Genomic DNA, 12,535 nt, shown 5'->3' on the forward strand with positions numbered 1-12,535 from the left:
GGGCCTTTAGTCATGGGACTCGAAGAAAAGCTGCCGAGCGGCTTCCTGCTGACCACCGTCGAGCAGGCCGCGGGCTGGGTGCGGAAGTCGTCGGTCTTCCCGGCCACGTTCGGCCTCGCCTGCTGCGCCATCGAGATGATGACCACCGGTGCCGGCCGCTACGACCTGGCGCGCTTCGGCATGGAGGTCTTCCGCGGCTCGCCGCGCCAGGCGGACCTGATGATCGTGGCCGGCCGGGTCAGCCAGAAGATGGCGCCGGTGCTGCGGCAGGTCTACGACCAGATGCCGAACCCCAAGTGGGTGATCTCCATGGGGGTCTGCGCCTCCTCGGGCGGCATGTTCAACAACTACGCGATCGTCCAGGGCGTCGACCACATCGTCCCGGTCGACATCTACCTCCCGGGCTGTCCGCCACGGCCCGAGATGCTGATGGACGCCATCCTCAAGCTCCACCACAAGATCCAGAACACCAAGCTCGGCGTCAACGCCGAGGAAGCGGCCCGCGAGGCGGAGGAGGCGGCGCTCAAGGCCCTGCCCACCATCGAGATGAAGGGGCTGCTGCGATGAGCGACGCGAACGGCACCGGGGCCAACCCCGAGAAGGACCTCTCCACCGAGAACCTCCCCGGTCAGCGCGGCCAGGGCGGCGAGGAGATCCGCGTCCAGCGCGGCATGTTCGGCGCCGACAACGGCGGCGACACCTCCGGCTACGGCGGCCTGGTCCGCCCGGTCCGACTCCCGGGGCCGGCGAGCAGGCCGTACGGGGGGTGGTTCGACGAGGTCGCCGACGAACTGGAGGGGGCGCTGGAGGAGCAGGGCCTGCTCCCGGACAACGCCATCGAGAAGACGGTCGTCGACCGCGGCGAGCTGACCTTCCACATCGAACGCGAACACCTGGTCCGCGTCGCCCGCACCCTGCGCGACGACCCGGCCCTGCGCTTCGAACTGTGCACCGGGGTCAGCGGCGTCCACTACCCGAACGACAGGGGCCGCGAGCTGCACGCCGTCTACCACCTGCGCTCGATCACCCACAACCGGCTGATCCGCCTGGAAGTCAGCGCCCCCGACGCCGACCCGCACATCCCGTCGCTGTTCGAGGTCTACCCGACCAACGACTGGCACGAGCGCGAGACGTACGACTTCTTCGGCATCGTCTTCGACGGCCACCCGGCACTGACGCGGATCATGATGCCGGACGACTGGCAGGGCTTCCCGCAGCGCAAGGACTATCCCCTCGGCGGCATCCCCGTCGAGTACAAGGGCGCCCAGATCCCGGCTCCGGACCAGCGGAGGTCGTACTCATGAGCACTTCGCACGCCTCCCCCCGGGAGACCACCGAGGGCACCGTGTACACGGTCACCGGCGGCGACTGGGACGAGGTCGTCCAGTCCGCGGCCCGCGCCGACGACGAACGCCTGATCGTCAACATGGGTCCGCAGCACCCGTCCACCCACGGCGTGCTCCGCCTGATCCTGGAGATCGAGGGCGAGACCGTCACCGAGGCCCGCTGCGGCATCGGCTACCTGCACACCGGCATCGAGAAGAACCTCGAGTACCGGACGTGGACCCAGGGCACCACCTTCGTGACGCGCATGGACTACCTGACGCCGTTCTTCAACGAGACGGCGTACTGCCTCGGCGTCGAGAAACTCCTCGGCATCGAGGACCAGATCCCGGACCGCGCCTCGGTCGTCCGGGTGCTCCTGATGGAGCTGAACCGGATCTCCTCCCACCTGGTGGCCATCGCCACCGGCGGCATGGAGCTGGGCGCCACCACGATCATGATCTACGGCTTCCGCGACCGGGAACTGATCCTCGACATCTACGAGCTGATCACCGGCCTGCGCATGAACCACGCGTACATCCGCCCCGGCGGCCTCGCCCAGGACCTGCCGCCCGGCGCGGTGGACCAGATCCGCGAGTTCGTGAAGAAGATGAAGAAGAACCTCCCGGAGTACGACAAGCTCGCCACCGGGAACCCCATCTTCAAGGCCCGCATGCAGGACGTCGGCTACCTCGACCTGGCCGGCTGCATGGCCCTGGGCGCCACCGGCCCGATCCTGCGCTCCACGGGCCTGCCGCACGACCTGCGCACGTCCCAGCCGTACTGCGGCTACGAGACGTACGACTTCGACGTCCCGACCGCCGACACCTGCGACGCCTACGGCCGCTTCCTGATCCGGCTGGAGGAGATGCGCCAGTCGCTCAGGATCGTCGAGCAGTGCCTGGACCGGCTGAAGCCCGGACCGGTCATGGTGGCGGACAAGAAGATCGCCTGGCCGGCCCAGCTCGCCCTGGGACCGGACGGACTGGGCAACTCCCTCGACCACATCAAGAAGATCATGGGCACCTCCATGGAGGCCCTGATCCACCACTTCAAGCTGGTCACCGAGGGCTTCCGGGTGCCGCCGGGACAGACGTACACCGCGGTGGAGTCCCCCAAGGGCGAACTGGGGGCGCACGTCGTCTCCGACGGAGGCACCCGCCCCTACCGGGTCCACTTCCGCGACCCGTCCTTCACCAACCTGCAGGCCATGGCGGCGATGTGCGAGGGCGGCCAGGTCGCCGACGTCATCGTCGCGGTGGCGTCCATCGACCCCGTGATGGGAGGCGTCGACCGGTGACCACCAGTTCCCCTCAGCGGGGCGTCGGACTCGGCATGCCCGAGCTGCCCGCGCCCGACTACCCGGCCGACGTACGGGCCCGCCTGGAGCCCGACGCGCGCGAGATCATCGCCCGCTACCCCGACTCCCGCTCCGCCCTGCTCCCGCTGCTGCACCTCGTGCAGTCGGAGGAGGGCCACGTCACGCGCACCGGGATGCGGTTCTGCGCCGAGCTGCTCGGCCTGACCACCGCCGAGGTCACCGCGGTGGCGACCTTCTACACCATGTACCGGCGCCGGCCGGGCGGCGACTACCAGGTGGGCGTCTGCACCAACACCCTGTGCGCGGTCATGGGCGGCGACGCCATCTTCGAGGAGCTCCAGGAGCACCTGGGCATCGGCAACGGAGAGACCACCGACGACGGCAAGATCACCCTGGAGCACATCGAGTGCAACGCGGCCTGCGACTACGCCCCGGTCGTGATGGTCAACTGGGAGTTCTTCGACAACCAGACCCCGGCCGGCGCCCGCCGCGTGGTCGACGACCTGCGGGCCGGCCGGCCGGTCACGCCGACGCGCGGCGCGCCCCTGTGCACGTTCAAGGAGACCGCCCGGATCCTGGCGGGCTTCCCCGACGAGCGGGAGGGCGCCGTCGAGGCCGGGGGAAGCGCGGGACCCGCCTCCCTGGCCGGCCTCAGGCTGGCGAAGGGCGAGTCCGCCACCGCGCGCGTGGTGCACCCGCGCGGCGCGGCGCTCCGGGACGAGCCGCCGCACGAGCCCTCGCCGACCGAGCACCTCAGCTCCCACGACGCGCCGCAGGACACATCGGCCTCCGACCCCGCCCACCCGTCGCCCACCACCGCCCGCGAAGGGGAGGCCGCGCCTCGCCCCTCCGACCCGGCGGGGCCCACTGCCGAGGAGGGGGAGTGATGACCTTGGCCGCCGAGATCAAGGACACCGGCCCGGAGAAGCTGCTCGCGCCCGTGCTGTCGGCCTTCTGGGACGAGGACAGGTCCTGGACGCTGGACGTGTACCGCAGGCACGAGGGGTACGAGGGGCTCCGCAAGGCGCTGGCCATGTCGCCGGACGACCTCATCGCGTACGTCAAGGAAGCCGGCCTGCGCGGCCGGGGCGGCGCCGGGTTCCCCACCGGGATGAAGTGGCAGTTCATCCCCCAGGGGGACGGCAAGCCGCACTATCTGGTCGTCAACGCCGACGAGTCGGAGCCCGGGACGTGCAAGGACATCCCGCTCCTCTTCGCGAACCCGCACAGCCTCATCGAGGGCATCGTCATCGCCTGCTACGCCATCCGGTCGTCGCACGCCTTCGTCTATCTGCGGGGTGAGGTCGTCCCCGTGCTGCGGCGGCTGCACTCGGCCGTCGCCGAGGCGTACGCGGCGGGCTTCCTCGGCGAGGACATCCTGGGCAGCGGACTCGACCTGGACCTCACCGTGCACGCGGGCGCGGGCGCGTACATCTGCGGTGAGGAGACCGCACTGCTCGACTCGCTCGAAGGCCGCCGTGGTCAGCCGCGGCTGCGTCCCCCCTTCCCCGCCGTGGCCGGCCTCTACGCCTGCCCCACCGTGGTGAACAACGTCGAGTCCATCGCGTCGGTTCCCGCGATCCTGAACAAGGGCAAGGACTGGTTCAGGTCGATGGGCAGCGAGAAGTCCCCGGGCTTCACGCTGTACTCCCTCTCCGGCCACGTCGCCGGCCCCGGCCAGTACGAGGCACCGCTCGGCATCACCCTGCGCCAGCTCCTCGACATGAGCGGGGGCATGCGCCCCGGCCACCGCCTGAAGTTCTGGACGCCGGGCGGCTCCTCGACGCCGATGTTCACCGAGGAGCACCTCGACGTCCCCCTCGACTACGAAGGGGTGGGTGCCGCCGGTTCCATGCTCGGCACCAAAGCCCTCCAGTGCTTCGACGAGACGACCTGCGTGGTCCGCGCCGTCACCCGCTGGACCGAGTTCTACGCCCACGAGTCCTGCGGCAAGTGCACGCCCTGCCGCGAAGGCACGTACTGGCTGGTGCAGCTGCTGCGCGACATCGAGGCCGGCAAGGGCCGCACGGAAGACCTCGACAAGCTGAACGACATCGCCGACAACATCAACGGCAAGTCCTTCTGCGCCCTCGGCGACGGCGCCGCCTCGCCGATCTTCTCCTCGCTGAAGTACTTCCGCGAGGAGTACGAGCAGCACATCACGGGCCGCGGCTGCCCCTTCGACCCCGCGAAGTCGACGGCCTGGGCCGACCACCGTACGGAGGTGAAGGCATGACGGTGACCACAGGCGCCCCCTCCGGCGGAGGACAGGCCGCGGTCCCGCCCGAGGACCTGGTGTCGCTGACCATCGACGGCGTGGCGATCAGCGTGCCCAAGGGCACCCTGGTCATCCGGGCCGCCGAGCAGCTCGGCATCGAGATCCCCCGGTTCTGCGACCACCCGCTCCTGGACCCGGCCGGCGCCTGCCGGCAGTGCATCGTCGAGGTCGAGGGCCAGCGCAAGCCCATGGCGTCGTGCACCATCACCTGCACCGACGGGATGGTGGTCAGGACCCACCTCACCTCGCCGGTCGCGGAGAAGGCCCAGAAGGGCGTGATGGAGCTGCTGCTCATCAACCACCCGCTGGACTGCCCGGTCTGCGACAAGGGCGGCGAGTGCCCGCTGCAGAACCAGGCGATGTCGCACGGCAACGCCGAGTCCCGCTTCGAGGGCAGGAAGCGGACCTACGAGAAGCCCGTGCCGATCTCCACGCAGGTGCTGCTCGACCGCGAGCGGTGCGTGCTGTGCGCCCGCTGCACCCGGTTCTCCAACCAGGTCGCGGGCGACCCGATGATCGAGCTGATCGAGCGGGGCGCGCTCCAGCAGGTCGGCACCGGCGAGGGCGACCCCTTCGAGTCGTACTTCTCCGGGAACACCATCCAGATCTGCCCGGTCGGCGCGCTCACCTCGGCGGCGTACCGGTTCCGCTCCCGCCCCTTCGACCTGGTCTCCTCGCCGTCGGTGTGCGAGCACTGCGCCGGCGGCTGCGCGACGCGCACCGACCACCGGCGCGGCAAGGTCATGCGCCGCCTGGCGGCCGACGACCCCGAGGTCAACGAGGAGTGGATCTGCGACAAGGGGCGGTTCGGGTTCCGGTACGCGCAGCAGCGGGACCGGCTCACCACACCCCTGGTGCGCAACGCGGAGGGCGACCTGGAGCCCGCCTCCTGGCCGGAGGCGCTGCGGATCGCCGCGCAGGGCCTGCTGGCCTCGCGCGGCCGGACCGGGGTGCTGACCGGCGGACGGCTCACCATGGAGGACGCCTACGCGTACAGCAAGTTCGCGCGCGTGGCGCTCGACACCAACGACATCGACTTCCGCGCGCGCGTGCACAGCGCCGAGGAGGCCGACTTCCTGGCGGCCCGGGTGGCCGGCCGGAGCCGTGGTCTCTGGGGGTCCTCCCGGACGGAGCCCGGGGGAGATACGGGGGTGACGTACGCGACGCTGGAGAAGGCGCCGGTGGTGCTGCTCGTCGGGTTCGAGGCCGAGGAGGAGGCACCCGGCGTCTTCCTGCGGCTGCGCAAGGCGTGGCGCAAGCACGGGCAGGAGGTGTTCGCCCTGGCCACGCACGCCACGCGCGGTCTGCGCAAGGCCGGCGGCACGCTGCTGCCCGCCGCGCCCGGCACCGAGACCGAGTGGCTGGACGCGCTCGCGGGCGGCGTCGGCCTGGAGGGCGACGGGATCCGGGCCGCCGAGGCGCTGCGCGCGAAGGGCGCGGTCATCGTCGTCGGCGAGCGGCTGGCGGCGGTCGCCGGGGGCCTGACCGCCGCCGTACGGACCGCGTCCGCGACCGGCGCGCGCCTGGTGTGGATCCCGCGCCGGGCCGGGGAGCGCGCCGCGATCGAGGCGGGCGCGCTGCCGACGCTGCTGCCGGGCGGGCGCCCGGCCGCCGACCCGCGCGCGCGTGACGAGGTCGCCGCCGTCTGGGGCGTGGCCGCGCTGCCGCACCGATCCGGCCGGGACACCGGCCGGATCATCGAGGCCGCCGCCGCGGGCGAACTCCAGGCGCTGCTGGTCGCGGGCGTGGAGGTCGCCGACCTGCCCGATCCGGCACGCGCGCGTGCCGCGCTGGCCGAGGCCGGGTTCGTGGTGTCGCTGGAGCTGCGGCCCGGCGAGGTCACCGAGCTGGCCGACGTGGTCCTGCCCGTCGCGGCGGTCGCCGAGAAGGCGGGCACCTTCGTCAACTGGGAGGGCAGGGTCCGCTCCTTCGAGGCCGCGCTCAAGCCCGACCAGATGACCCGGCGCCCGGCGCCCACCGACGCGCGGGTGCTGCAGATGCTGGCCGACGCCATGGACGTGCACCTGGGACTGCCGGACCTGCGGACGGTACGCGCCGAGATCGGCCGGCTCGGACCCTGGCAGGGGCCGCCGGCCGCCGACCCCCGGCAACGGGCCGCCGCGCTGCCGCGGCCGGCCGCCGGGGAGGCGGTGCTCGCCGGGCACCGGCTGCTGCTCGACCAGGGCCGCCTCCAGGAGGGCGACGAGGCGCTCGCCGGCACCCGGCACGCGGCACGCGCGCGCGTGTCGGTCGCCACGGCCGCCGAGGCGGGCGTCAAGGACGGTGACGTCCTCGCGGTGACCGGCCCGGCGGGAGCCGTCGAACTGCCTCTCCAGGTCACCGAGATGCCCGACCGGGTGGTGTGGCTGCCGCTGAACTCCGCCGGTGACGGCGTCGCCTCCGACATCGGCGCGCTGCCCGGCTCCCTCGTCCGCATCGGCCCGGCGACGACCGTCGGCGCGGCCCCCGAGGAGGTGGAGGCATGAGCCCGTACCTCGCCGCTGAAGACCTCTCGATGTTCGGCCGGGACCCCTGGTGGCTGGTCGTCGTCAAGGCGGTGTTCTGCTTCGCGTTCCTGATGGTGACCGTACTGATCGCCATCGTCATGGAGCGCAAGGTCGTCGCCTGGATGCAGTTGCGCATCGGCCCCAACCGGCACGGCCCCTGGGGCATGCTCCAGTCGCTCGCCGACGGCGTGAAGCTGATGCTCAAGGAAGACGTCGTCGTCAGACGCGCCGACAAGGCGGTGTACGTCCTCGCGCCGGTCGTCGCGGCGATCCCCGCCTTCATGGCGTTCGCCGTGATCCCCTTCGGCCCGGCCGGCAACGAGGTCTCGGTCTTCGGCCAGCGCACCACCATGCAGCTCACCGACCTGCCGATCGCCATGCTGTACATCCTGGCGGTCGCCTCGGTCGGCATCTACGGCATCGTCCTGGCGGGCTGGAGCTCCGGTTCGACCTACCCGCTCCTCGGCGGGCTGCGCTCCTGCGCGCAGATGATCTCCTACGAGATCGCCATGGGCGCCGCGTTCGCCTCGGTCTTCCTCTACTCGGGCTCCATGTCGACCTCCGCGATCGTCGAGCAGCAGGCCGACCGCTGGTACGTCCTGCTGCTGCCGGTCTCCTTCCTGCTCTACGTCGTCACGATGGTCGGCGAGACCAACCGCGCCCCCTTCGACATGCCCGAGTCCGAGGGCGACCTGGTCGGCGGCTTCAACACCGAGTACTCGTCGATCAAGTTCGCGATGTTCATGCTCGCCGAGTACGTGAACATGGTGACGGTCTCGGCGGTCACCACCACCCTCTTCCTCGGCGGCTGGCGGGCCCCCTGGCCGGTCAGCACCTTCTGGGAGGGCGCCAACCACGGCTGGTGGCCGATGCTGTGGTTCGTCGTCAAGCTCCAGCTGCTGCTGTTCTTCTTCGTCTGGCTGCGCGGCACGCTGCCCCGGGTCCGCTACGACCAGCTGATGAAGCTCGGCTGGAAGGTCCTCATCCCGGTCTCGCTGGTCTGGCTGATGCTCGTCGCGACCGTCCGGGCCCTGAGGAACGAGAACTACGACTTCGCCGACATCGCGCTCTACGTCTGCGGCGCAGTGATCGTCCTGCTGCTGCTCTCCTTCCTCTTCGACCTGTACCGGGACAAGGGGAAGCGGGCCGAGCGGCCCGCCGAGGAGCCGGCCGCGTTCGACCCGATGGCCGGCGGGTTCCCCGTGCCACCGCTGCCGGGACAGGAGCTTCCGCCGGTGCCCAGGCGCGGTCCGCGCCGGGAGCGGGAGCTGATTGTCAGTGGCGGGGCCGATACTCACAGTGACGGACCGCTGGGCGGATCTGCGGAGGGAAAGGAGGCGTCCGATGGCTGAGGAACAGGGACCCGGGGGGACCAGGCCCGGTTTCCAGAATCCCGTGGCCGGCTTCGGCGTGACCTTCAAGGCCATGTTCAAGAAGCGGCTGACCGAGCAGTACCCGGAGCAGGAGAAGACCACCGCTCCGCGGTTCCACGGACGGCACCAGCTCAACCGCCATCCCGACGGCCTGGAGAAGTGCGTCGGCTGCGAGCTGTGCGCCTGGGCCTGCCCCGCCGACGCGATCTACGTCGAGGGCGCGGACAACACGGACGAGGAGCGGTACTCGCCCGGTGAGCGCTACGGCCGCGTCTACCAGATCAACTACGCCCGCTGCATCCTGTGCGGGCTGTGCGTCGAGGCGTGCCCCACCCGCGCGCTGACGATGACCAACGAGTTCGAGCTGGCCGACTCCAGCCGCGCCGACCTCATCTACACCAAGGAGCAGCTGCTCGCCGGACTCGACGACAACATGGTCGACACGCCGCACGCGATCTACCCGGGGACGGACGAGCAGGACTACTACCGGGGTCTGGTCACCGAGGCCGCCCCCGGCACCGAGCGGCAGGTCGCCGTCTCCAAGGGGGAGGTCCCGCAGGAGGCCGCCTCGGCCTTCGGCGAGGACGAACCGGCGTCGGAGGAGGTGGTCCGCCGATGACCGCGCAGCTCGCCGCCGGCTCCACCGCCCTCGCCGCTTACTCCACCTCCACCGGGGAGGCCGTCCAGTTCTGGATCCTCGGCACCGTCGCGGTGATCGGCGCCCTGTGCACGGTGTTCATGAAACGGGCCGTGCACAGCGCCCTCTGCCTGGCCGGCACCATGATCGTCCTGGCGGTGTTCTACCTCGCCAACGGCGCCTACTTCCTCGGCGTCGTGCAGATCGTCGTCTACACCGGCGCGATCATGATGCTGTTCCTGTTCGTGGTGATGCTGGTCGGCGTCACCGCGGCGGACTCCCTGCGGGAGACCATCAGGGGGCAGCGCTGGCTGGCCCTGCTGTGCGGGCTCGGCTTCGGCGTCCTGCTGATCGCGGGCATCGGCAACGCCTCCCTCACGGAGTTCAACGGCGTCGGACAGGCCAACGCGGGCGGCAACGTGGAGGGCCTGGCGGCCCTGGTCTTCACCCAGTACGTCTTCGCGTTCGAGATCACCGGCGCCCTGCTCATCACCGCCGCGGTCGGCGCCATGGTGCTCACCCACCGGGAGCGCACCGAGCGGGCCAAGACCCAGCGGGAGCTGGCCGAGGAGCGGATCCGGGAGGGCAAGTACCTCCCGCCGCTGCCCGCGCCCGGGGTGTACGCCCGGCACAACGCCGTGGACATCGCCGGTCTGCTGCCCGACGGCACCCCCTCCGAGCTGACCGTCAGCAGGACGCTGCGCGAGCGGGGCCAGGTCCGGGACGTGTCGGCGGACGCGCTGGGTGACCTGAAGGCCCTGGAGCAGCGGGCCGAGGAGCGCCTTGAGCGCACGAACAGTGGGGAGGCGGCCCAGTGAATCCGGTCAACTACCTCTATCTCGCGGCCCTGCTGTTCACGATCGGCGCCACCGGGGTGCTGATCCGGCGCAACGCCATCGTGGTGTTCATGTGCGTCGAGCTGATGCTCAACGCCTGCAACCTGGCGTTCGTCGCCTTCTCCCGGATGCACGGCAATCTGGACGGCCAGATCACCGCCTTCTTCACGATGGTCGTCGCCGCCGCGGAGGTCGTGGTCGGCCTCGCGATCATCGTGTCCCTGTTCCGTTCCCGCCACTCGGCCTCGGTCGACGACGCCAGCCTGATGAAGCTGTGAGGGGTCGCTGAATCGTGGAGTCTCTCATCGCGCTGCTGGTGGCAGCGCCTCTGCTCGGAGCGGCGGTACTGCTGTGCGGCGGCCGTCGGCTGGACGCCGCGGGACACCGGCTCGGCACGCTGCTGGCCGCCGTGTCCTTCGTGATCGGCGCCGTCCTCTTCACCGACATGCTGGGCAAGGGCGGTGAGGAACGCACCCTGACCCAGCACCTGTTCAGCTGGGTCCCGGTCGAGGGCTTCCAGGCCGACGTCGCCTTCCGGCTCGACCAGCTGTCGATGACGTTCGTGCTGCTGATCACCGGCGTCGGCTCGCTGATCCACCTGTACTCGGTCGCGTACATGGAGCACGACGAGCGCCGCCGCCGCTTCTTCGGCTACCTCAACCTGTTCCTCGCGGCGATGCTGATCCTGGTCCTCGCCGACAACTACCTGCTGCTGTACGTCGGCTGGGAGGGCGTCGGTCTCGCCTCCTACCTGCTGATCGGCTTCTGGCAGCACAAGCCCAGCGCCGCCACGGCCGCGAAGAAGGCCTTCCTGGTCAACCGGGTCGGTGACATGGGCCTGTCCATCGCGATCATGCTGATGTTCCTCTGGTTCGGGACGTTCGCCTTCGGGCCGGTGCTCGGCACGGTGGCGGAACCTGGGCTCGCCGGGGAGGCCGGCGAGGGCAAGCTGACCGCGATCGCGCTGATGCTGCTGCTCGCCGCATGCGGCAAGTCCGCCCAGGTGCCGCTGCAGTCCTGGCTCGGGGACGCGATGGAGGGTCCGACCCCGGTCTCGGCCCTCATCCACGCCGCGACCATGGTGACGGCGGGCGTGTACCTGATCGTCCGTTCGGCCGCGGTCTTCAACGGGGCGCCGGACGCGCAACTGGCCGTCACCGTCGTCGGCGCGGTGACGCTGCTGTTCGGTGCGATCGTCGGTTGCGCCAAGGACGACATCAAGAAGGCGCTGGCCGGGTCGACCATGTCGCAGATCGGCTACATGGTGCTCGCCGCGGGCCTCGGCCCGATCGGCTATGTCTTCGCGATCATGCATCTGGTGACCCACGGCTTCTTCAAGGCGGGTCTCTTCCTCGGCGCCGGTTCGGTCATGCACGGCATGAACGACGAGGTCGACATGCGCCGCTACGGCGGCCTCAGGAAGTACATGCCGGTCACGTTCGTCACCTTCGGCCTCGGCTACCTCGCCATCATCGGCTTCCCGGGCCTGTCCGGCTTCTTCTCCAAGGACAAGATCATCGAGGCGGCGTTCGCCAAGGGCGGCACCGAGGGCTGGATCCTCGGCGCCTGCGCCCTGCTGGGCGCGGCCATCACGGCGTACTACATGACGCGCGTGATGCTGATGACGTTCTTCGGCGAGGAGCGCTGGCGCGAGGCGCCGACGCCGTCCCCGGCCGAGCCGGACGTGGAGCCCGCCGCCGAGACGCGCGGCGAGTACACCCCGCCGCACCCGCACGAGTCGCCGGGCGTCATGACGATTCCGATGATCGTGCTGGCCGTCGGGTCGGTCGCGGGCGGCGCGTTCTTCAGCCTCGGCGACCGGTTCCTGCACTGGCTGGAGCCGATCACCGCGCACCAGCACGGCCACCCGCCGGTCAGCGCCCTGACGGTCACCCTGTCGACGGTCGCCGTGATGGTGATCAGCGTCGCGCTGGCCTGGGCGCAGTACGGGCGCCGTCCGGTCCCGGCCGTCGCCCCGCGCGGATCGCTGCTCACCCGGGCCGCCCGGCGCGACCTGCTCCAGGACGACTTCAACCACGTCGTCCTGGTCCGCGGCGGCGAGCACCTCACGCGCTCCCTGGTCTACGTCGACCACACCCTGGTCGACGGGGTCGTCAACGGCACGGCGGCCTCGGTCGGCGGGCTGTCCGGACGGATGCGCAAGGTGCAGAACGGGTTCGCGCGCTCCTACGCGGTCTCGATGTTCGGCGGTGCGGCGGTCCTCGTCGCCGCGACCCTGCTGATGAGGGCGGTCTGATAC

Annotated in this window: 11 protein-coding genes; all 11 read left to right on the forward strand. The window is 70.8% G+C overall.

Annotated elements, in window-relative coordinates; genetic code table 11:
* Positions 1-12: 12 nt before the first annotated feature.
* Genes ACY1JF_RS00520 through nuoL form a run of 11 tightly spaced genes read left to right on the forward strand, consistent with a single transcriptional unit; the run spans position 13 to position 12,532 of the window.
* On the forward strand, positions 13-567 hold the full coding sequence (locus tag ACY1JF_RS00520) for a NuoB/complex I 20 kDa subunit family protein (protein WP_462702946.1): 555 nt from the start codon (positions 13-15) through the stop codon (positions 565-567).
* Positions 564-1,304 carry an NADH-quinone oxidoreductase subunit C gene (locus ACY1JF_RS00525; protein ID WP_462702947.1) on the forward strand — a complete coding sequence of 247 codons (741 nt, stop codon included), beginning with the start codon at positions 564-566 and terminating at the stop codon, positions 1,302-1,304. Before ACY1JF_RS00520 ends, ACY1JF_RS00525 begins: the two co-directional genes overlap by 4 nt.
* Entirely contained in the window at positions 1,301-2,623 is a 1,323-nt protein-coding gene (locus ACY1JF_RS00530) for an NADH-quinone oxidoreductase subunit D (RefSeq protein ID WP_462702948.1), read from the forward strand. The genes ACY1JF_RS00525 and ACY1JF_RS00530 overlap by 4 nt, the downstream gene beginning before the upstream one ends.
* Positions 2,620-3,531: an NADH-quinone oxidoreductase subunit NuoE gene (gene nuoE / locus ACY1JF_RS00535; RefSeq protein ID WP_462702949.1), complete on the forward strand. Its 912-nt coding sequence runs from the start codon at positions 2,620-2,622 to the stop codon at positions 3,529-3,531. The genes ACY1JF_RS00530 and nuoE overlap by 4 nt, the downstream gene beginning before the upstream one ends.
* Entirely contained in the window at positions 3,528-4,880 is a 1,353-nt protein-coding gene (gene nuoF / locus ACY1JF_RS00540; RefSeq protein ID WP_462702950.1) for an NADH-quinone oxidoreductase subunit NuoF, read from the forward strand. Before nuoE ends, nuoF begins: the two co-directional genes overlap by 4 nt.
* Entirely contained in the window at positions 4,877-7,408 is a 2,532-nt protein-coding gene (locus tag ACY1JF_RS00545; RefSeq protein ID WP_462702951.1) for an NADH-quinone oxidoreductase subunit G, read from the forward strand. The genes nuoF and ACY1JF_RS00545 overlap by 4 nt, the downstream gene beginning before the upstream one ends.
* A complete protein-coding gene (nuoH, locus tag ACY1JF_RS00550; protein ID WP_462702952.1) occupies positions 7,405-8,781 on the forward strand; it encodes an NADH-quinone oxidoreductase subunit NuoH in 1,377 nt (458 codons plus the stop codon). The genes ACY1JF_RS00545 and nuoH overlap by 4 nt, the downstream gene beginning before the upstream one ends.
* Entirely contained in the window at positions 8,774-9,421 is a 648-nt protein-coding gene (nuoI, locus tag ACY1JF_RS00555) for an NADH-quinone oxidoreductase subunit NuoI (protein ID WP_462702953.1), read from the forward strand. Before nuoH ends, nuoI begins: the two co-directional genes overlap by 8 nt.
* On the forward strand, positions 9,418-10,257 hold the full coding sequence (locus tag ACY1JF_RS00560) for an NADH-quinone oxidoreductase subunit J (RefSeq protein ID WP_462702954.1): 840 nt from the start codon (positions 9,418-9,420) through the stop codon (positions 10,255-10,257). The genes nuoI and ACY1JF_RS00560 overlap by 4 nt, the downstream gene beginning before the upstream one ends.
* Complete coding sequence (nuoK, locus tag ACY1JF_RS00565; RefSeq protein WP_462702955.1) at positions 10,254-10,553, forward strand: NADH-quinone oxidoreductase subunit NuoK; 300 nt, start codon at positions 10,254-10,256, stop codon at positions 10,551-10,553. The genes ACY1JF_RS00560 and nuoK overlap by 4 nt, the downstream gene beginning before the upstream one ends.
* A gap of 14 nt (positions 10,554-10,567) precedes the next feature.
* Positions 10,568-12,532 (forward strand): NADH-quinone oxidoreductase subunit L, encoded by a 1,965-nt coding sequence (gene nuoL, locus ACY1JF_RS00570; protein WP_462702956.1) that lies wholly within the window; start codon positions 10,568-10,570, stop codon positions 12,530-12,532.
* Positions 12,533-12,535: the final 3 nt, after the last annotated feature.

Source organism: Streptomyces sp. SYSU D01066-1 (assembly GCF_054956795.1).